Genomic DNA, 21373 nt, shown 5'->3' with positions numbered 1-21373 from the left:
ATGTAACCTAACAAATGTGAAGTTGAGTAGGAGATTGGCTGAATTTGCATTGTGTTTTAGTTGAATGAAACTTGTACTAAAGTGATAGGACTTGTGAATCATTATTGGATTCACACTTTCTTTAGCAAGAACTTAGTTTAATTGTCTTGAAATTGATGTTACCTTTCAGTTGGAATTGAGTTTGATGCTATGTGAAAACGTTCTCTACACCCAAAAAACACTTGCCGAAAGATACGGGATTTCGATTGCTGCTTTACAACGGTGGTATCCTTACGCAGGGATAGTTAAGCCTCGTAAGCGAGGCGGATATTTTGATGCAGCAGCAGTTGAAATTGCTGATATTTTCTACGTTGCTATCAAGATTCGACGGTTGACGTGTAAAGAATACTTACAACAGGTGATTCCTGCTGGTGGCTTAGATGCTTATTTGCAAAAAGTCAATGACGTAAGCCTTTATGACTTTTTGACAAAGCATATATCTAATGAAGAAAAAAACAACTTAATTGTTCAAGCAGTCATTAAGAGGATTGAACGTAATGAAGCATATAAACCAACTAGCACAACAGTTGCAGGTGTCGCATGATGTGGTGCGGACTGTTTGTCAAATTTTGAATCTAGAAATTCAAGGCGACACAGTTGGCGAGCAAGTGGAACAACAATTGCTTCAGTTAAAGACTGCTGCGACTTCTGAAAATATGTCCCTTGAAGAGGCTGCTCGTCATTTATTGGAGATGCGCGATCAAAAGAATCCTGAAAGTGGAGAACATCGTTTTGATAAGCGTGAGTATATCAAACAAAGGTTTGGTATTGACCCCGAACAAGCTGCTCCTGATAGTTTTGTCGGAATGCTTACCCTTGATGTTGACAAGGGTATTCAGCTAGGAAACTTGCGTCACAAGGTAGTGCTAGAATCTTCCACTCTCGCTCTTGAAGAACTCATTTTTCACGGCGGTACTGATGTAGATATAGCGGTTCTCAGTTGGATGCAATACAATAACCGCAATGTTTAAACCAACCAACAATATCATTTGAACTAACTTCTTCAAATGCTGCTGTAATCGCTTGATCTAAATCTGGATAAGTACGGGCAGCTTGTGAACGTAAAAATTCTTTAATTTTAGACCAACAATTTTCGATTGGAGAAAAGTCAGGTGAATATGGCGATAAATAAACTAAGTGTGCGCCAACAGCCTCAATTGCTTCTTGAATTCCTGCAACTTTGTGAGAGCTAAAATTATCCATCACTACACACGCTCCTTGCCAAAGATTAGGAACTAAAACTTGATTAATATAAGTTTCAAATGCATTTTTATCATTTCCACCCTTAAAACTCATTGCACCAACAATCCCACGTAAAGCGATTGCCCCAATGATAGTTACATTTTTACCACGTTTGTCTGGACTCCAAGCGTGGGCTCTTTTTCCTCTCAGTGCCCTAGCATAAAGTCTGGTCATAGCTATATTTACGTAAAGTCTGCCGGGGGAAGCTTCCCCCGGCGAGCTTTACTCCAGACTCATCAACAAAAACTAAATTGTTCAGGTCAAATGTACGGATATTTTCCCAAAACTCTTGCCTCAATTTTTTAACTCTGTCCGTGTCTTGCTCCGCTGCGTGTAAAGTTTTTTTTTCGGGTCAATTTGAGCTTTTGTAACGTTTTACTCATTCCTGAGCGACTAATTTTTATCTGAGTTTGTAATTCCATTTTTACGCATAATTCTTCTAAGGTTGCATCGTTATTCTCTTCTATCAATTTTTGTAAAATTGGATAATGTTCTTCTTTTATTTTGGGTGGGTTACCACTTTTATGTGGTAATGGTTCTATACTTCCTACGTCTAAATAGCGACCTAGTAAGGTTTGTATAAAACTGAGACTTACATGAAAGCGCTTTGCCAGCTTTCGCTTGCGAGCCTTCTCGATTCCGAAAGGCATCAACAATTTTTTGACGCAGATCTTGGTCGTAAGCCTTCATAAAAATCTGATTAATATACTCTGGTCAAATTTTACCAGAGTGTGTTGGTCTCAACCTTGAACCGCTATAGTAGCTCAAACAAGGGTATTACTGGTTATGAGCAAGCACAGGAGCGAATTCAAACTCGAATTGATAACGATTTTTTCGGCAAAATCAACTGGGGGGAACAGACTCATCCCCTACTAGTAGGTACATCGACACAACAGCCCAGACGCTTGAAGTCCTCGCAGCCGAAAACCGAGCCATCTCCGAAGAAGTAGTGTCCCAGATGCTTGCAGTTTCTTACCAACTGCGTGATGAGAGTTTGCTCAATGCTCGTAAAACATCCACTTTAGCACTTGGTATAAACTGTTTGAGTTTGGTAACTGGTACAGTAGTTGGAACATGGGTGGCAGTCCCTCCAACTCAAGAAAGACAGGAGATTTCAAGTATTGTTCCAATTTTGGTTGGTGTCGGTTTAGGCGAATTAATTGGGTTTGTTTTAGCACTAATAGTAATTTGGATATCTAGGGAGTAATTATGCAAGCGGCATTTGATTTTTTGATGAACGCTACAGGTGGATTGTTAATGAACCTTGGGGTATCTGGTATGGTAGGGCAGTTGATGGGAGTAGGAGCAACTCTTGCGTTGAACCCATTGTTACTGCTTACTGGAATAGTTGTTGGTGGTGCGGGGATAGCATTTGCCCGTCAGTTGAATAAACGTCCGCCTTTGCATCTAGTTGTTAATAATACATAGGGCTAGTTATGTTTACTCCTACCCCTGTGCGAGATACCAAGCAAACAAGAAAGCGGACAAAGGTAAATGTCACTTTATGGACTGTTTGTTCAACCGTTGGGGCGCTATCTGTAATTGGTTCGGTTGCTCTAATAGTAGGGTGGAAGCAGCAAATTCCCAGAAATTCTGTATCTCAGGTGCAACAGGCAAAGGCGCAAGTTTTTCAGATTCGGGAGGTTTATTTGGAGAAGCTTTCGCGTACTGACTACAATATAGATCATCTTTCCAGCTATTCCTCAGTCGAGGGTACTCCTACGCTGACAGGATGGCGACAGTTAGCGGCGGCGTTGTGGGGACAGCAACTGCGGGGTGAGATATCCAGGATGCAGGCTGACGAAAACTCAGGATTTTATCGCTTGCATTATATGCCAGCGCTGGAGATAGTTAAATTCAACTCCTTGGATCTTTTACTAGAAGCAGCTTCTGGAAATAATACTTTTTACTGGGGATACCGCAGAACTGATGGTATGAAAGTTGAAGAGAAAATACCAACTGGTGCGGCTGCTGTTTTGATTTTGGGCAAGCTTGAGGCGATTGATTATGCCCAGAATTTAGAATCGCAACCATCAGTTGACTTAAATCAGATGTTCATTCAAATTAGAAATGCTCAAGAGCCTTATTCCTTGGCACAGGCGCAGTTATTACGGGCGCGGGGATATTTAGATCCAGTAGAGCAGATGGCGCAAGTGGCAGATATCCGCTCAAGGATAAAGCAGCGGGAGGAGCAAAGGCAGATATATCTTCAGCAGACGAAGAAAAACCAGCATAAGGCAGTTCTTAATAAACAGCCTGTTAACAAATCAGGGGAGTGATGTCATGTACGCCAAGTTTGCTGCTGCAATAGTTTGTATAGCCTTATGTTCGCTCAATGTTATAGCGGCAGTCAAACGTACCCCTATTCGTACTACCCTTGAGGGTTCATCTCGCACGACTGTTGAGATGATGCCATCCCCTAACTCAGGTGTGCATTGGATGAGTGCAGTTATATTCTTAGCTGGGTTTGCTTGTTTCTTAGGCTGGGGAATTTCTGACTATAACAATGCTGTAGACACCGTAGAAGCTTCTGATAACTTAAACGATTCGAGCAATCAACTCTCTGATGCTGATGTTAAAGCTACTGATGTTCAACCTTATTCTCCTTTGCTGTCACCTCCTGCTGCTTCCTTGGGATACCCTAACGAGTTTTTGGGTAAGAATGTAGTTCAATTTTCTCCGCGTTCTACTATTTCTAAGTTAGAGCATTCGCCTGATGTTCAAATGAGTGGATATCAAGTCAACAACCAGGCTGGGATGCTTTCTCCACAAGAGTTTTACGCCCAACTTCAAGATGAAGATTTTTGGTCAGATAATAACTCCCAAGCAAATAATAATCATTTGACTAGTTAGTTAATTCGAGGTTTTCTATGAGTAGAAATCAACGCCGTAATTTTGATGCGGATTTTTCCTCAGGCGGTGAAATTGTACCTGTAAATCGCTTGCAAAACATGCTGCAGCAGGTACAGCAACAAGGAGGAGTCATAAATCAGCAACAAGGGAATGTTTCTCCGATGATGACTTACGATACTCAACCAGTAGAAGTGAGGTATATTACTGCACCTACTACTTATAAACCGAAAATTCCTCAAATTGAGATTCCTTATGTGGAGACATGGAAGGCGCATCGACTACACCCACAGAATCCTTGGAGGTTTGTTTGGTATCCAGCCTACTTTCTTGGAGATTGTATAAAATCACCTATAGGGGTGGGTGCAGTTGGGTTTTGGTTGTTTGTAATGGTCATTAATTTTCTTTTAAATGGAAATTACACAGGTCCAGGATATGCTTCAGGCAAGAAGATAGAAGTCGTGCCCAAGGAAGTTCCACAATTTGCACTTCCGGTTGTTAAGCAACTGGAATAGTATGTGGGTGCGAATTATCTTTTGGATGACTTTGTTGGTGTGGATTGCAGATATTTTGCAACCAGGGTATTTGAAATTCTACGATTTGCACAGGGCAGCAGGTTTATTTCATCAAGTCAAAATACCAGTTAATTATATAACTTTACCTGCTGCTAATTCCACTTCTATCCCAACTTCAACTCCAACTGCTTGTCCGAAAGCTGGTAATGATTTTGAGGCAGTTTTGAACGCCAAGAATGTTGGTTGCTGGCAAGATAAACTTTCCAATCAAACGAATACTTTTAGGAAGAAAGAAACTCGTTGGGGTGGGTAAATGCGGTTTGTTATTGAGTTTGACTCACAGAGGGAGGATGATACTCAAACAGTAAAATTACCTGTTGACGCTGCATCTGAAACCTCATCAGTTGATGATAAATCACCTGCTTGGAAATATGCCATTGTAACGAGTTTGCTGGTTGTTTGTGTCGTTGTACAGCCGATATCTACGTTTATTGAATCGCAGTCTGTTGTGCAATCTATTCAAACTTTGGTTAATCCACAACCTACTAGTAATTTGGCATCACGAGTATATCAAGCGATGCAGCGTAAAGGCTATCAAACATCACAAAATCCAGAAGAAGTCAATGTCGCAAGACGGTCATCGCCAATTTCTATCAATCGTTAAATCTGACCGTCGCTACCGCCAGAACTCCAATTATATTTTTGCAACAACAATTTTGGATGTAAATGATTTGTAATGCGTCTGGTTGTTGACTTTCAAGCTAGTAAGGCAAAAACTAAGCTTTCGATAAATAACACTTGGAATTATGCGATCGCAACTTCGGTTTTAGTTGCAGCTATGGTGATTCCCCAGGTTTCTGGGTGGGTTGAATCCCAGCAGTTAGTTAAATCTCTCCAGAGTGCATTACAACACCAAACTCAATCTTCTGATGATAACAAGACTTTTTCTTCTGGTCGGTTTGTTTTTCCAACTGCGACTGGTACTCCCGTAACTAGTGAGTTTGGTTGGCGAACACACCCCATTACGGGCGAACGCAAGTTTCATAGCGGGATTGATTTTGGTGCATCAATGGGTACGCCCATTTATGCAGCTGATTCAGGCCAGGTGGTAAGCGCAGGTGACAAAAGGAATGGTTATGGAAATGCAGTTATTATCCAACATCAGGGAAATATTTCTACTCTCTACGGTCATGCCAACGAATTGTACGTGCAAGAAGGACAACAAGTTATACGTGGGCAGATGATTGCGACGGTAGGTAGTACGGGTTTTTCGACAGGACCGCATTTGCATTTTGAAGTTCGTTCTTATGGCGTAGCGCAGAACCCCCGTCCTTATTTACACGAGTATCTGATAAATCGGTAATTTTTGTATGCTCGGACGCATTTTGATTTCAGGTTCAATTGGTGTAGTTGGCTGTGTGACTGTTTCTTATGGAGTCGCTTCATTGCCCTGTAGGTTGGCATCAAGGAGTGCAGATACTATCTGTCAGATGTCTAGTTTTGGTAGGGTACTCGATAGTTGGAAATTTGGGTTTGTTGTTGGTGGTTTAGTTGGGTTAATTTGGAATCCTCGCCATCAATTGATATCGCGTTTTCAGCCTGTTCATTTGTCAGCTGCTTCTTTAATTACTTTGAGTATTTATTTTTCTAGTTCTCAAAGCGCTGGTGTTTCTTCAGTATCGTTAAATAATTTAGAGCCAAGAGTTAATACAAGTTCTTATTCACCACGCTTGAGCGCTTTTTTAGCAACAATTCGCTGGGCAGAAACGGGAACGAGTGAACCTGAGAGTTATCGTAAGTTAGTATTTAAGGGAACTTTTGATGATTTTTCGACACATCCGTTAAAGAAACAATGCGCTCCTATTAATAACAAGGAGGTTTGTTCTACTGCAGCTGGTGCTTATCAAATGTTAGATAAAAGTTGGTATGACTTGCAGCCAAAGTTAAACTTGAAGGATTTTAGTCCAGCTTCTCAAGATAAAATGGCGATTGAATATATTCGCCGTAATAATGCCTTAAGTGATATTGAAGCAGGAAGGTTTGATACTGCTGCATGTAAAGTTGGTAGGGTATGGGCAAGTTTTATTTGCAATTCATATAATCAGAATCCACGAAATTTAGAAGAATTACGTAGCTACTATCAAAAAATATTAGTAATTTCTGAAACTCGGAAATAGGTAAAACTTTCTCCGACTTATGTTTGACATTAAGTAGTTGGATTTCGTCAAAGATTATCGATAATTTTATTCTTATACCAATTCTCCATGATAGCTTGCGTGGCGTAGCCATAGATGCACTTAATATTTATTAAACGATTAGCAACAAGACGAGCCAGTGCGTTGGGCGGCTCCGCCGACTTGAAGCACCTGGCGTGCCAAGAACGCCAAGAGTAGAAGAGGTAAATATTTAGTGCAAGTTTACAGAGAATTGGTATTAGATGACTGACTATAAGATAGCGTTCAGCTTTTGATTTATCTTTATTTTTTAGTTTGGTACATAATTTTTCGTAATCATTGTCAATTCAAATGTTAGTGCTACCTAATCCCAATCATAGTAATATTGATTCTCAAAAACAAAAAGTATTAACTGCAATTGTCCAAGCAAAACAAGATGGTTTGAGCAATGAAGAGATTATAGTGCATGTACGCGAAGCTTTATCTTCATCAATGGTTGATTATGCTGAAACTGTTCTACAGCAGATGGATTTTAAAACGAAACTATCCCGTTCGGTTATTGAATTTGATTTAGAGTTTTTATTTCAGGTAATATACTCATCAGTGATGATAGGTACCAGTGATGAAGAAATTTTATCAATATGTGCAGAATACTGTACTTTAAACCAGTATGAGTTTGTCCGGTATGCACTTGAATATATCCATGTCAATCGTGTTCCATCACAGTGGGAGCAAAGTAACATACACCAAAAGGCTGTTCAAATAGCAGATTCTTCTTCTGTTGAAGATTTATTTCAATATATTGACTCTCTCAAAAATATTTATCTAAAACAGATTGGCTATGAAGTGGTTCAAGAGAACCTCTACAAGCTTTTTTTAAGTCATAAACCAATTCATATTTTTACAGATTTAGCTAATAAAACTAGAGATTATTTTATCAAGAAGTATTGTTACCGAACTGCAGTGCTTGTTGCACGTGTTACAGGTCAATCAATAAATTTACAACTTACAGGAGATGGCTCAACAATTAACGAACCGAAATCTTTAGAGAGTAAGACTTCTACTCATGAAATTATCCATTCACAGATTTCCACAATGGAACAAGCAGGAAAATTATTAGTTGATACCCTGGAAGATTTTAGTATCAATGCTAAGTATGTTGATGCCAAAACTGGTCCAACATTCAACCGCATTAAAGTAAAACTGGGACGGGGTGTTTCTTACAAGAAAGTAGAAGACATTGGCAATGACTTAGTACAACAGCTTGGTGAAGAATTGGACTTGAAAGTTGCGCCAATGGTGAGTGTTGTGCCCGGAGGGGTGGTATTTGATATACCCAGGTTAGACAGACAGTTTGCTTATTTCCGTGACTATATTACCTTTGACGGCGAACCTGATATTCATTCGGTATCCATCCCCGGTGGTGTTGATGTTGATGGTACCTATGTTGAAATTCCCCTGTATAGCGATAACGTCACCCATATTCTGGGCGGTGGGCGAACTCGGGGTGGAAAGTCACAGTTTGAGAAAGCAGCAATCCTATATTTAGTGCGACGGTATCCCCCTTCGCTTGTTCAGTTAGCGCTTTCGGATGTTAAACGTGTGACGTTTGGTAAATTTGATGGGCTACCTCATCTTGTTGCCCCAGTTGCGCGTGATGCAGAATCTACTGCTAACTTGCTTGATTACCTGGTTGAGGAGATGGAATTGCGCTACCAGGAGTTTGAACGCCACAGCAGTATTGAAACAATCGCGCAGTACAACTTGCGGTTTGCATCTGGTATTATCATGCCGCGAATTGTGTGTTTGATTGACGAGTGTTTTGATTTGCTTTCGGATGATAATTACTGCGATCGCATTGAGGGTGCGCTGATGAAGTTGCTTGCAAAAGCTGGTGGTGCAGGTATTCATGTCCTATTGTACACACAGCGTCCTGACAAGAACGTCATTGACCCTTTGATTCGCTCAAACTTTCCTGCCAAGACCGCCTTTGTTACAACTCGTCCTGAAGATAGTTGTATTATCCTTGGGGACGATAAAGACAAGCGTGCAGTTTACTTGCTGGGATATGGGGATTTCTTGTACAAAACGACTGAGGTGGTGCGACTCCAGGCGTTGTATGTTGCTGATGATGAAGATCCTGAATACTTCAAGCAGTTGCTAATAGATGCCAAAAACCAAGATGACTCCTATACTGCATGGGAGTCTGGACTAGATTTCGATGAATTTGTCGCTAGTTTGTCTGGTGAGGGTAGTAGTCATGACAGAGGTAAATCTAAAGCCACTGCTGTTACTAAAACTAAGCAATTCAAGACTGATTTTGAAGGTAGTTTTAGTTTTAATGTACAGCTTGATGATTCAGCTAGAAACTCTATTTTGAATTTGCATCAAAAGGGTTATCAACTTGATGAGATTGTAAAAGCTGTTTTTAATTTATCGCGTCATGATGGTAGATCGTATAAAAAATTTAGAAACGTTGTTGAGGGGTTTTTAAATAGTTTGCAAGGAGGTGAGGGAGATGATATATGAATTAACAATGCCTTTACCACCTAGTATGAACGAAATCATTAATCAAGCACGTTCTGGTTGGCAAGCAAGTGCTGAACTTAAGAAGTATTGGACAAACTTAATCGGTAAATTCGTTCAGAATTGTGGATTTTGTTTGGATAGTGCTGTATGGGTTGAATTTCATTGGTATCTGAAAAACTTTGGACGAGATAGTGATAATGTTGCTGCTGCTGCCAAATTTATTATGGATGGTTTAGTGGCAGGACGAGCAATTCGTAACGATAACTTGACAGTTATCAAATCACCTGTCGTTCATTACTATCATCGCAGTAATGGTGATGACGGTGTGCTACTGCGATTATCACAATCACCTGATTTTTTATTAGATAATTTTATTGTTTCTAATCAATTTTCCAGAAATAGCTTAGAAAAACACAGTCAATCAGTTACATATTTAATGTCACTTTAGTTAAGATATACAGTTAATTTTCCGATAACAGTCATGTTACGTTTTCAAGATTACAGTTTGTTGATTGAGAAGATAAATGCAGGCAAGAATATTCACCTGTGGGGTAAGCAGGGTATTGGTAAGACTTTTACTGTTAGAAACTGCTTGCTCAAAGACATTAACCTAGAGTCCGTTTATCTTAACCTTGAATATCCTTTTAGCGTGGATAACTTATTTGACGTTATTCCTATTAGTCTAGGTTTGTACTATCAGCAGGATTGGCAAAATATTGTAAGTCAACTATCTGATGGGTTTCAGAAGTTACTAGTGATAGATAACTTTGATAGACTGCACTCTGTTAGTGAAACTTTAAGTTATGACTTATTCAAATTACAACAGTTAGCTGAACTAGACAATTTCTCTTTATTATTAATCTCTCGGATGCCGCTAAGATATTTCCATTTCCCAAGTTTTACTAAATGCTTTGAAGAATTGGAATTAAACGAAAATAATACTTGGACTTTTGGACAGTAAACATACGGGTTTTAAGCAGGTTCGATGCCTGCTACTGTTCCTGGGTAAGGCTTTATAAAGACGGCTGAACTCGAACATCAGGTGAGTGGTTTCAATATGCTGAGTGCCATTAATGCTGAAAGCAGTAGAGTAGTAAGTCTTTTTAGAGTAGTCTATGCCCTAATCCCCAATGCCGGGGTTGCCATTAGCAGCTAACGGTTAAAATCGCAAAAGGGGAAATTATGAAAGACAAATTCAAGACACAGGTTGTACATCGATTACAAGAAATAAATTCTTGTTTAGGAGTGGCTTCTCTACTAGCAATGCTTGCTTCAGTAGGATTGGTTTTACCGGCTTCAGTTGGGTTGACATTCTTGGCGGATGCCGGGGTGGGGGTAGAAAATAAGCCTGCTTACAAGGATATAACTGCTCTTGCAACTGCAACTGGTTTATTTGGTTTAGTTGGTACTGTTTCTGCTGTTGCTGTTGGTAGTTTGGTATTGAGTACAACCAATAAAGAGTTGGAAGAGGAGAAAAAAAATAGGTCTTCAAACCGGATAATTGCAATTAATTTCTATAATTCTGATGAATCACTTGATGAAGATGATTCAGAGGAAGAAGAGGAGGAAGAAAATGAATTATTTGGTTTGGACTATTGTGAAGAAGAAGATGAGAAAACTAATTCAGAAGGAGTTGAATATACTTGGCGGCGAAATGTCACTTACACCTATTATGTAACTCAAATCAAAGGTCATCCTACCTTACACGGATTACATCTTTGTCGTTTGAGTTCGCATTGCGGTACAAAGTCTGACTTCAAAGAAGAAATTGTTTCTGTTAAACTTGATGACTATCAAATTCAAAAACTGACTGTCCTTTTTGAAGCTAGCTATCCAGAAAGAGAAAACCTGGTAGGAAAGTATTTCCATTCACGTCAATTTTTACCAAAAGAAGCGTTGGAGGAATATTTTCGGCTTCATAATAGTTTTTACTGGGCAAAATCTAGCGGACAATTTAGAAATGCTTGTTTGGATTCCTGCAAGGGTTGTTCTTACCTTCATGGTGCTAACAGAGTAGTCTGTGGAATGCATCCTTTTGGGTGGGAAGGAACAGATTGTCCTGATAAAAAACTCTTAGACGGGATAGTGCTGCGTGAGTATGAAAACCCAGATATTATTGCTAGCCTTAATGAAGGTTTGGCTGATGTCGAAGTTTTTAAAATGGATGACTATATTGTTGTCAAAGATAGTTATTCTGGTCGTAGATTTCAGTTTGATTTTGATGGATTTAGGTTCTCTTGGTCAGATCAATTATCTGAATTATGTTCAGATGCTCATCTGCGCCGGTATGTCAATCACTTTAAATACCGAGAAATAGTTCATGAGGATTACAGTCACCTAGACAAAATTAGGGAATTGAATCAAGATTTGTATGGTGCCGATGTGCGCGTGGATAGAAATAGAATAGTTGTCCACAAGTGTTCTACTGGTGTTAACTATTTCTTTAAGTTTAACGGTCAACCAATTGACCCATACGACTGTGATTGCCCGCGCGAACTTCGGTATAATTACGACTTGGTTTCTCTTGTTAACTATTTACGTGGTAATAGACGCGAGATTTCTCCACCCAGAATTTCTCCTAATCTTTTCCATCCAATATCTCCACCTCAAGTGTCTGAAAATCTTGTTGACTTAATATAATTTCCCTTCTTCATAGATAGTTGGAAATTTGTAGATGTGGCACTCAGTACGGGGCGGTTTCGCCCCACTACTGGGTAGCTAATCTCTACAGAATCTACCCAATTAACTATTTGGAGAAACTGACATGACTGAACTAGTTAACTTTGCTTATGCTCTACTGTTTAATCTTTACCTGTTTGGAGTCATTTTTTCATTTATTTGCTGGCTTTTTCATACTCCTACTAGTGAAGTAGTAGGGACTTCCAAATCTTTTTTGGAAGAACTCATTCAAGAACCGACTGAAGATTTTTATTCAAATCTACAGTTAACTTTTCAAAAAGATACTCAACTAGATGACGAGAGAAACCTGCAAATGGATGAATTTACTCAAGAGAGGGAGTTATTTGATTCTCAAGAGATACCAACAGTAAATACTATTCAGGAAAAGCAGAAGTTAATGCAATTTAGCTTGAGGAAGTTACGTACTTTCTGTTCTAAAGCCTCTATTCATGGCTATTCTGTTTATGTGAATAGTGGTGAGAAAGAAAGGCTAGTTGACTACTTGCTAACTTTGTCTGTTAATTCTAGTCAAATTGTTGAATTTTTGTAGATTGCGTCCATTAGCACATGAGTTTGGTAACCCCGATAATTGTGGGTAAAATTCTGTCAGTTAATTCTTGATTGAGATATGAAATAAACCATTAGGCATTTGTAGTGTCAATCTTATCAGTCATAATTTTGTTAAAATCAATTGTACTTACCAATAGATAATTACCGAAATCAATTGGTGGTTGATAATTCCCCAATTATGAAATCTTGTCTCAATTCATCTGCAAAAAACCTTGATCAACTAGATTGACTTATGGTTCAAACTCTTCAGGCAGAAAATATTACTCTTGAGAAACTCATATCACTTTATGGATTAGAGTTAGTTGATTCTGAGGAATTTTTTCGTGAGTGGCAAGACGAATTACCAGAACTGACAGAGCAAGAAAAGCAGCTATTAGACCAAGTGAAAGCAGGTTACATCAATTTACGGAATTATCTGCCATTATTAGAAAACACGGTTAATACCATTGTTTTATCGCCACTGCTATTCATTGGCAAGTTCTATCTGCCTCCTTTTCACATCAAATTAGAGAAATCTGTCGAAATTGAAACTATTGATAAACTTTCCATTATTAAAGGACGAATTGACTTCTTACTTCTCAATCAGAAATTCTGGGTGACGCATTGTCCCCTAAAATTCTGCCAGCCTTATTACCACGCGTAAACGTGGGGGCTTCCAGATAAATCTTACCAAGGCTGGCAGAATTTTTACGTGTAAGACCCCGTGACAGTTATTGAGTCAAAACAGGTGGCTTATTCTGTAGAGGCAGGACTTGACCAGATTTTAGCGTATATGCTAGCCGTTCCCCAATCACAGGAAGAAGTTTTTGGCATGATTACATCTGGTGGCAGTTTTATATTCATTAAACTCGTCAAAGGCAATCCGCCTCGCTATGCCACTTCAGATATTTTTGATGTACGCAACAGAGGAAACGAATTATATAATGTCCTACGTATACTGAAGTGCATTAGTCAATTGGCTCGCAGCGAGCAATAAATTTGGAACAAGGTAGTTACCAAAACGGTATAGACCGTAACAAACCGTAGTAATACGGACTACCCCAGACCACTCCTTAAGCAAGAGTAGCCGTTATCTCTAAGCGTTAAAGTTCGTACCAAGGGATGTCGAATCAGCTATGGCAACGCGGCAGCAAGCTATCAGATTCCAGCCAGTCCCATGCTCACCCAACGTATCACACGCCAGTGATCTGCCCGAAAAACTCTTGATGCCACGGTAATGGTAATATCGAAAGTAAAGCAGTAATAATTCTCACCTGTACTTTCAAGCTAGTCGTTTCTAAAATCCATTTCGAGTACTGCTCATCTAAATTTTTATACCAAGAACATATCTGGGACAACAAACCAACATGAGATTTGTCATTCGTCAACAACGGTGTGACATCACATCCAACTGAATTAGCTTCTTCCCTTAAAGCACATGACTGGGATTCCAAATTATTCCTATCGCTATTATCAGTCTCTAATAGCGATAGGAATATTTTTAGCCACTGTTTCCAATTCCCACCAAATTCGCTCGCTAACTTAGAGATGTAACCCTGGCTAATACCGGAAACAGCCTCAACTGTTGATTGAGTAACTTTTTGTCCCGTCTCCCAAAGTTCCTTAACGGATTGCTTGATTTTCCACCAAGATTTTTCATCTAATGAACCAGCTTCAATGGTAATATCAGCAGCATTAACACACTCTACTTCCTGCTCTAGAAAGCTAAGGTCATAGTCAGCACAGAAGTAGAAGTAAAGTTGTTCTTGCGTTCGATTGTGCGCTCGTAAACGTCCTATACCCTGCTTAATCTCAGCTTGTGTTGCCCAATCTACAAAGCAATGAAACCCTTGCGAATCAGAAATTTCTTTGGAAGTCAAATTGTTTTTACGTAAAGTAAGATAAAGCGCTTCTAAAGAGCCGATATTTTGGTAGGGAATACCGAAACTCGCTAAGACAGTCACCTGTTGAAAATCATTTGAGCCTCGACTATCTCTGAACCATCCACCATCACCTTCTTCACAGAACTTCACAAAATCAATGAATTTTATATTAGGATGACGTACCAGTAACTCCTGGCGGAGTGCATTGACTCTGTTTTGGCAATGTGAACTGCGATTTTTAGAAACTTGTCCTAGTCCCGTTATTTGAACGATTTTTAGATTCTTGCTGATTGGTACTTCTTGTTCAATTGTTAAAATCTCTTCGGCTGAAATACCCATCCACCAAGATAAATACTCAACATCAGCTGTCGCATCTAAATAAATGTTCCATGCAGCACCTGATGCTATTAATGAGTATCTTTCATTACGAGTTGAAATCAGTAACTGACCTTGAGAAAGGCGCAAAGCACCAGGAATTCGTTGATCCCATACTTGCATAAAGGGTATAAACCAATACATAGAAAAATCTTGTTGAATTTTCTGTATTAGTTCAAAGTTCTTATTGTTAAAACGTTTTCGTAATGTCCCAGGCAAATCACTGAGGTTTACCGAATACTCCTTGGTTGTATTAAAAAGTGATTCCAAGTCGGGATCTAAAACCTCCATTGCTACAGCAATGATTTCATCCAAATTATCTGGTGGTTCACCAAGCATCTCCCGAACTGCAGCATCATTCCAGCCATAGTGAGGTTGTTTAACTTCCCCTGTCAGGCATTGGCGTAGTACCATCCACACTGACTGTAACTTTATATTAATTTCTGGATGATAAACAGTTAATTTTGCTATGACCTGGTCTAAGTCTTGAACGCTGGAGGCGATCGCACTAATAGGTTGCACTGTCCGCATTGCTTCATCCCAAATGATACCACAACTTGACCAGTCGAAGTTATCAGTATCGGGAGCACTATCAGGATGTGCGCGGATACGGTCGGACTTCAAAGTCTCTCGTCGTAAAAACCGATATCCAAACCCAGCACCCGTACTCGAACGACAAGCTTCGAGTAAATGGCAAGTAGTGCAAACAGGATTATCTACACCTGAGTAAATTGAGATATTCTTGTTCTGTAAGGCTGTAAAGACAGAACTGCGATGGCAGTTACCAGTTGTGTCAGGAATTTCTCTATTTTTGGGCCATCTGAGATATTGTTTTCCATTGGGTGTAGAGTCCCACACCATCCCGCCATTGCGAACGTCCAAATATTTATAATTGTGCTCGACAGTATCTGTGGTAACGTTTCTAGCATGAAGAGTAAAATACCATAGCTTGTCAACTCCTAAAGCGTCTGGAGTAGCAATTCCTACATCATGGCTTTTGAATGTTCCAGTGGGACTTTTGTCTAAGATATGTTTCCATCCAGCAGCGATCGCTTCAGAGTAAACTTGTAACCGTTGACCTTTCTTAAAGACAATTCTGGGTGGATGTTCAAAATCACCCCATCTGGGTAATTTTCCTGGTTTGTACTCAATTGTACTGGCATTTTCTTCCTTCTCCAAACTTTTCTTAACTGTTCGTTGTGCAGAATATGAGTTGCCAAAACCGTTTTTCGGTCGATAACGCTCTACCATCCGCCCGAACCAAAGCTTAAGTTTGTAGAGCATTCCCCACTCTTTGTTTACATCAGCAAGAGCTTTCTGGACTTCTTCTGAACACAGAGCAAAGAAATCTTCTGGTGTGATGGTTGTATCGTTCCAAACTACGACTACCTGATATCCACCTTTGCGACAGTATTCAATACCTGTGGCATACTGGCGAATGAAATCCAGGTTGTCTATGGAGTGTTCCAGGGGCTGTAACTCAATTACCTTGTCCTCTACTTGATGGAATGAATTCTGTTTGAGTAGCTTCCTGATTTGGTTATGGATATGGCAATGGTTAAAGTAAGCAGCAGTGGTAATCAGTTTAATTTCATTTTGACGACCAGCTGCGAGTAATTCGTCGATATCCGGGTGTTCTTTGGTTTCTAATTGTCCCCAATTACCCACAGTCAACCGATATCTCCATTTACAGCAGCGTTGTAGGGTTTGCTCCGATGCTTTAGCAATATGGGGATTGAGTAGTGTCCCTGCATCGGGCATAAGCCGAATTTCTTTAGGACGTAATCGTTTCAGGTAATCTTTCAGGGTTTTCTCACCGTAGTGAGCAGCACTTGCTGTACCGATGACAGCGACATCAGTTTGCCCAGAACGCCATAGGAAAGTAGCTGTCAATAGTGACTTGAGTGCTCCTTCGCAGAGAATTACTATTTTCACCTTTTTGGCATCGGGGTGTTTCCAGCAAAATAGCGGTAGTTCTCCATTTGGTAATTGTGGTCCGGTTCCCCCTTGGTTGTTACCACTTAGCCAGATGTATTTGGGGTTAGTACGTAAAGTGGCAATTTGAAAGCCAGTGATCTGAAAGTCGGGATCGAGGGCTGCTAGAGCTATCCCCTCTATTCCTAATAGTTTACTATCAGGAGATATACCGGGGAGGTCAGCGGTTATTCCAATTGGGGCATACAAACCTGGTTCCCAGGTTCTTAGCCAACCTAATACTTTTAACCAGTTAATTTCTTCAGTACTTAATTGTCTTCTTTGTTGGAGATGTGAGGAGTGTTGAGTACTCAGAGTTGTTACGGTTTTTTGTAACAGTAATCGGAACAGGTGATCATGTTCCTCTACACTTAACCGCTTTTTGACTTTACCATTGACTGAGTAGCGTTGCTGTCGAAATTTTAGCCCCAATTCTAGTGAGTAGTCACTGCCATCGTCCTTCACAAACAAACCGCCCATATCGTTACGCAGCAGCTTGATGAAACGATAGCCAGCTGGTGCATCCTGTTGGTTAAAACTCCGCAAGCACTCAATTAAGCCATTGGCATGGATGGCGCAGCCGTGATTGTTACCGCAGATGGGACAGGGATGGCGTTTGGAAGTGTACAGGCGTTTCATGGACTTTTGTTGTGTGGAGTTCGATGCTGCCACACCCGAAATTTGTATGCGTCCTTACAGTACCACCCTGGTTTTTTTTACTAAAAAACTACTAACCGATCAAAAATGATCAAAAATGATCAGGCAAGTACTAATAGCTGTAACCCTAATAAAATCAAGCATTTTAAAAATCTTTTGTCACGGTGAGGGGGTGTTAATGTCACGGCGAGGGGGTGTTAATGTCACGGCGAGGGGGTGTTAACAAAAAGAACAGGTTGCGCCTCACTGCGCTAACAGAACTCAGGAGTCAGAACTCAGAATGAACTTCTGTACGACTGGGGAGCCAGTACTGCAGGAGGGTCTCCCTCCGTAGGTATCTGGCATTGACTCGTCTTGGGGTTTAAATCCCCACCGTCTACAGGGCAGCCAGTACTTAATGAGGGGAGCCAGTGCGGTCTTGGGGTCTCACGCCACTTGCTTCAAGCCGGGAAACCCGTCCAACGCAGTGGCTCCCCAAGTAGAGCACAAGCGCGTTTTCCCGACCTACGGATCTGGCGTTGGCGACATAACTGTTGGGGTTCCAATCCCCAACGAAAGTGATTCTGTTAGCGGAGCGCTAGCCCGTTCTGCGTTCTGACAACTGAGTTCTTCTTCAATGTCATGGTGAGGGGGTGTTAATGTCACGGCGAGAAAATCAGCTGAACTTTTGTTATCTAGTGAGTTATCAAACAGGCGTTGGAAACAGTCCAGTTTTTGGACGTTGAGGCTTGCTCTGAGCAAGTATGAAGGTCAATCTAAGCTCTCCAAAAGAAAAACCTTATTTTCTGCCTCAGCTGACGACACAAAAACTGCCTGAAAAGTTTTGGGAGCATTTCCTACAAAATCAACTCCCTAGCTTTATTGCCCCTTCCATAATTTTTCGTAAGCGCAAGCGCACACTACGTGTTGAAAGCAGCGTGCTGCAGGCATACAAAGTAGCCTGTCTTGTGGACTTATGGTAGCCCAATCGCTTTTACTGTCAGCATCGATTGGTAAACAAAAACTACTAAAGCACAATTTTTCCATCCCCTAGGATTAGTGTTTCGACAAAAAAACAAAGCCCACAGTGCAATCTACAGGCTTTGTATTAAATACAACATTATATTTATGATATGCTGAGTATAGTTTTGAGTTTAAGAGCGTATTTTGGCTTAATCACCTGGTCTTTCAGCTTGTTCTCAATATCACGCACCCAACTTTGACTTTTACCCATAGCGTGGGCGAGTTCTGTCTGGCTCATCCGAATGGCTTTCCTTGTTTGCTGTACTATAGCCCCAGTTAGAGCTACTGATTGGTCAGTTTTATTCTGTAAGAACTCAGAGTCGGAGTCACCTTGATTAGCATTAAGCAACTTGTCAGATTTTCTGGCTTTACGCCTAGTAATCCTTTGACCTGTCTCAGCTTTATGGGTTGCTAATTCGTCCAAGTGTTCTTGTATAGTGGCTGGCAGTTTAAAAATTACCAATGCTGGAAACCAGTGATTCACAATGTAGTGGTCAGGGAGCCACTTTGACCCTAAAAGGCGCTGGTTCCTTTCCTTTGTGGGTATCTCAGCTAAATCGTCTGGCAAATTCCAAACAGGTCTTAGCCATTGAGGATAAGTTTTGTCATCAAACTCAATTTTGAAACCAGGGGTATCTCGTAAAACCAGTAGAGCGTTGTCTACGGATTCTTTCAATTTCCATCCATATCTACGGTCTGCAATTGCCCGTTCTATTTCTTCTGCGGGTAATACTTTACTCAATAAATTCTCGATTGTGTATACACCACTCTTGTGGGCGCGGCTATTCTGAATTATATACAAGCATAAGCTAGCCGCTAACTTCTGGCGATGTGGATCTATATTGAATATCTGCTTCGGTATAAGTCCGTACTGATACAACGATCTCCTCTCCCGCTCACCTTTAAGGTTAAGGAAGTTATAAGTCCAAAGACCTGGTTGCACCCGGATGACAACTTCACAAGGAGATTCCACCTCACCCTGTAGATTTAGCTGACCGTATTCCTGCACACTCACCACCCAAAGTAGACTACGCTCTTTAACGCACAGGTTTAATTCCCCTTCATACCAATGGATGACTGCACCAAGAGTCCCAACAACCAAGGCTAAATCAGTGATTGCTTTCAGTTTTTGTGATTTGGTCAGTTTTTTAGTTTTGTAAACTTGTAGTGTCTTAATTAACTCACTACCTTTGAGAACAAACGGCTCCTTCCAAGGTTCCGTCTGCATTGCTGCATAAGTTGCAAACACCGCATGGAGTCGTGCTGCCATCACACCGTATCGAGCGAGAATTTCATGTTCAGCTTGGTTGCAGATGTATTCCGGGTGATGCGATTGCTGGTTGAGGATGTAAAACTCAATGTAGCGCCCTTTTCCGAATGGTTTCTGAAAGTAAAAGCGACCATTACTGTACTCGTTCCAGTCAGGATGCTTGAGGTATGCGCTCGTTGCACTGATAATCGGTGCGCTAGTTGCGGTCATCTCATACTGCTTGTGAGTGAATAGCGGTGGTTTTGTTGGAGGTAGGTTTCTGGGTTTCCTGAACTGCTTGGAGGCAAAAGCCACCTGCGGTAAGTTTAACCCTGTAATTTCCACCTCGTAGGATGCAGATTGAGGGTTGGTATCCTTTTTATTATCCCCTATTGACATTAACCTTGTCCTGCTCTAAACGAATTGCCACTTTACCAACGTAAGTACCTTTACCTTCTTGCCAGTTCTGACAACCGCTTTAACGATGTCACCAGTTTGAAAACCGAAATGTATTTTCTCTTGGTAGGTTCTTTAACCTTGCCTAAGTTAGGCTCCTAAAAGGCGTCGGGTCAACTAGGGCTTTGATAGCGCCCCTACTGTATGCGGAGCATCAGTGGTGGGTTGTTGACAGTCCAAGCTTTCATACAAACTAGCCCCAATCAGGTTAGTAATCCAGGTAGTTGCATCCATGCCGACTGATGCTGCCGTTTCTTCTAGTCGGTTTTGCCACTCAAGCGGTAGTAAGACTTGGAACGTGCAGGTGGGGTTTTTCAATGGTGCTGGTGGTGAGGTTCTGTCTCTCCACTCTGGGCACTCTCGACCACGTTCATCCCCTGATTTGTATATCAGGTTGAGGATGCCGAACTTATTGCAGTAAATACTTTGGTTGTCTATCGACTCTAATCGATGTTGGCAGTTCCAACAGGACTGTGTTTTTACCTGCACTGTTGGTTGACTCTGCTCACACAGCATACGGATGGCTGTGGTAGTGCTGCGAGCTTTGCCTTTCTCTATCAACTGTGCGATCGCATTTTGCTCTGCAACGCTCATTTGAAGTAGCTTCTGGGCAGCATCGATACTCTTATTCAAAACTGACAGCAAAAACTGGACCCTCTTCTCGTTGCCTTCTTGAAGTAAAGAATCGATACGCTTAACGACCGAACGTCCTTTTGAGTAGGATCTTCCAGAAAGACCAATCCGTGAACCGATTGCATCACGCGAGTCTCCTGTTGAACATTCCGGAAAAGTTTCCGGAATGTTGGTCAAGTCTGTCCGCCTTCCTTGCCTTTGCTTTGCCTTATGTTTTTCTATTGATTCCCAAGCCATACCCTCTTTGATTCTCTGCTCTATGGTCTTCTTACGACTGGCATTTTCTAGCAGTAGTGCTTTGAGTAGGGCAATCTCGTCTGGAAACTGTCTGAAAACTACAGGGATACAATCTTTGCCCAGTATTTGACACACCTTCCAAGGTCTGTGATCTGAAACAATCACGTAATCTGGAGTTACAACAAGCGGCTCTACCCAGTTCCTTTCAGCTATAAGTTCCACCAAGTCTGATACATCTTCATTTGCACCATAAATCCTGAAGTAGTATGGATGAGGGGTTAAAAGATTGAGGGATACTTCTTGAATTTCAATTTGCTCACTAGTGGACAT

At 40.9% G+C, this 21373-nt stretch carries 22 protein-coding genes and 2 pseudogenes; 18 read left to right on the top strand and 6 right to left on the bottom strand.

Annotated elements, in window-relative coordinates:
* Positions 1-184 precede the first annotated feature (184 nt).
* Both DP114_RS32595 and DP114_RS32590 read left to right on the top strand, forming a co-directional pair.
* The gene (locus DP114_RS32595) at positions 185-583 is read left to right on the top strand and encodes a hypothetical protein (RefSeq protein ID WP_169267301.1); all 399 of its coding nucleotides are present in this window, start codon (positions 185-187) and stop codon (positions 581-583) included.
* 22 nt (positions 584-605) lie between these two features.
* Positions 606-962, top strand: a pseudogene (locus tag DP114_RS32590) (hypothetical protein); the annotation flags it as partial.
* A gap of 13 nt (positions 963-975) precedes the next feature.
* Here the strand turns inward: DP114_RS32590 and DP114_RS35540 are convergent.
* Positions 976-1455: an IS630 family transposase gene (locus tag DP114_RS35540; RefSeq protein WP_246163634.1), complete on the bottom strand. Its 480-nt coding sequence runs from the start codon at positions 1453-1455 to the stop codon at positions 976-978.
* 128 nt (positions 1456-1583) lie between these two features.
* The gene (locus DP114_RS35535) at positions 1584-1937 is read right to left on the bottom strand and encodes a helix-turn-helix domain-containing protein (RefSeq protein WP_322790703.1); all 354 of its coding nucleotides are present in this window, start codon (positions 1935-1937) and stop codon (positions 1584-1586) included.
* Positions 1938-2012: 75 nt separating this feature from the next.
* Here DP114_RS35535 and DP114_RS32580 point away from each other — a divergent pair, with 75 nt between their 5' ends.
* The 16 genes and pseudogenes from DP114_RS32580 (at position 2013) to DP114_RS36470 (ending at position 13574) form a co-directional block, all read left to right on the top strand.
* Entirely contained in the window at positions 2013-2231 is a 219-nt protein-coding gene (locus DP114_RS32580) for a hypothetical protein (RefSeq protein ID WP_169267287.1), read from the top strand.
* An 8-nt stretch (positions 2232-2239) separates the two neighbouring features.
* A complete protein-coding gene (locus DP114_RS32575) occupies positions 2240-2488 on the top strand; it encodes a hypothetical protein (RefSeq protein ID WP_169267300.1) in 249 nt (82 codons plus the stop codon).
* A 2-nt stretch (positions 2489-2490) separates the two neighbouring features.
* Complete coding sequence (locus DP114_RS32570; protein WP_169267299.1) at positions 2491-2709, top strand: hypothetical protein; 219 nt, start codon at positions 2491-2493, stop codon at positions 2707-2709.
* Between the two features lie 8 nt (positions 2710-2717).
* On the top strand, positions 2718-3560 hold the full coding sequence (locus DP114_RS32565) for a phage terminase large subunit family protein (protein WP_169267298.1): 843 nt from the start codon (positions 2718-2720) through the stop codon (positions 3558-3560).
* 4 nt (positions 3561-3564) lie between these two features.
* Positions 3565-4134, top strand: a complete 570-nt coding sequence (locus DP114_RS32560; protein WP_169267297.1) for a hypothetical protein — start codon at positions 3565-3567, stop codon at positions 4132-4134.
* Between the two features lie 17 nt (positions 4135-4151).
* Complete coding sequence (locus tag DP114_RS32555; RefSeq protein ID WP_169267296.1) at positions 4152-4646, top strand: hypothetical protein; 495 nt, start codon at positions 4152-4154, stop codon at positions 4644-4646.
* Positions 4647-4653: 7 nt separating this feature from the next.
* A complete protein-coding gene (locus DP114_RS32550; RefSeq protein WP_370460826.1) occupies positions 4654-4959 on the top strand; it encodes a hypothetical protein in 306 nt (101 codons plus the stop codon).
* A complete protein-coding gene (locus tag DP114_RS32545) occupies positions 4960-5310 on the top strand; it encodes a hypothetical protein (protein ID WP_211178638.1) in 351 nt (116 codons plus the stop codon).
* Between the two features lie 72 nt (positions 5311-5382).
* Complete coding sequence (locus DP114_RS32540) at positions 5383-6009, top strand: M23 family metallopeptidase (protein ID WP_169267294.1); 627 nt, start codon at positions 5383-5385, stop codon at positions 6007-6009.
* Positions 6010-6016: 7 nt separating this feature from the next.
* Entirely contained in the window at positions 6017-6823 is an 807-nt protein-coding gene (locus tag DP114_RS32535; protein WP_169267293.1) for a glycoside hydrolase family 24 protein, read from the top strand.
* A gap of 348 nt (positions 6824-7171) precedes the next feature.
* Positions 7172-9349 carry a DNA translocase FtsK gene (locus tag DP114_RS32530; protein ID WP_169267292.1) on the top strand — a complete coding sequence of 726 codons (2178 nt, stop codon included), beginning with the start codon at positions 7172-7174 and terminating at the stop codon, positions 9347-9349.
* Between the two features lie 7 nt (positions 9350-9356).
* Positions 9357-9797 (top strand): hypothetical protein, encoded by a 441-nt coding sequence (locus DP114_RS32525; protein ID WP_246163633.1) that lies wholly within the window; start codon positions 9357-9359, stop codon positions 9795-9797.
* Positions 9798-9830: 33 nt separating this feature from the next.
* Entirely contained in the window at positions 9831-10310 is a 480-nt protein-coding gene (locus DP114_RS32520) for an AAA family ATPase (protein ID WP_169267290.1), read from the top strand.
* A 221-nt stretch (positions 10311-10531) separates the two neighbouring features.
* The gene (locus DP114_RS32515) at positions 10532-11989 is read left to right on the top strand and encodes a hypothetical protein (protein ID WP_169267289.1); all 1458 of its coding nucleotides are present in this window, start codon (positions 10532-10534) and stop codon (positions 11987-11989) included.
* Between the two features lie 124 nt (positions 11990-12113).
* Positions 12114-12578 (top strand): hypothetical protein, encoded by a 465-nt coding sequence (locus DP114_RS32510; protein ID WP_169267288.1) that lies wholly within the window; start codon positions 12114-12116, stop codon positions 12576-12578.
* A 252-nt stretch (positions 12579-12830) separates the two neighbouring features.
* Positions 12831-13574: pseudogene (locus DP114_RS36470) on the top strand (restriction endonuclease subunit R).
* 196 nt (positions 13575-13770) lie between these two features.
* On the opposite strand, the gene DP114_RS32495 reads toward DP114_RS36470, so the two are convergent.
* The 4 genes from DP114_RS32495 to DP114_RS32480 form a co-directional block, all read right to left on the bottom strand.
* Entirely contained in the window at positions 13771-17448 is a 3678-nt protein-coding gene (locus DP114_RS32495; RefSeq protein ID WP_169266199.1) for a beta-propeller domain-containing protein, read from the bottom strand.
* Positions 17449-17970: 522 nt separating this feature from the next.
* Positions 17971-18111, bottom strand: coding sequence for a hypothetical protein (locus DP114_RS32490; protein ID WP_169266200.1), 141 nt, complete (start codon positions 18109-18111; stop codon positions 17971-17973).
* Between the two features lie 460 nt (positions 18112-18571).
* Positions 18572-20116, bottom strand: coding sequence for a helix-turn-helix domain-containing protein (locus DP114_RS32485; RefSeq protein WP_169266201.1), 1545 nt, complete (start codon positions 20114-20116; stop codon positions 18572-18574).
* 174 nt (positions 20117-20290) lie between these two features.
* Positions 20291-21373 carry a ParB/RepB/Spo0J family partition protein gene (locus DP114_RS32480; protein ID WP_169266202.1) on the bottom strand — a complete coding sequence of 361 codons (1083 nt, stop codon included), beginning with the start codon at positions 21371-21373 and terminating at the stop codon, positions 20291-20293.

This window comes from Brasilonema sennae CENA114 (assembly GCF_006968745.1).
Lineage (GTDB): Bacteria > Cyanobacteriota > Cyanobacteriia > Cyanobacteriales > Nostocaceae > Brasilonema > Brasilonema sennae.
This window is presented reverse-complemented; position numbering and strand designations above follow the sequence as displayed.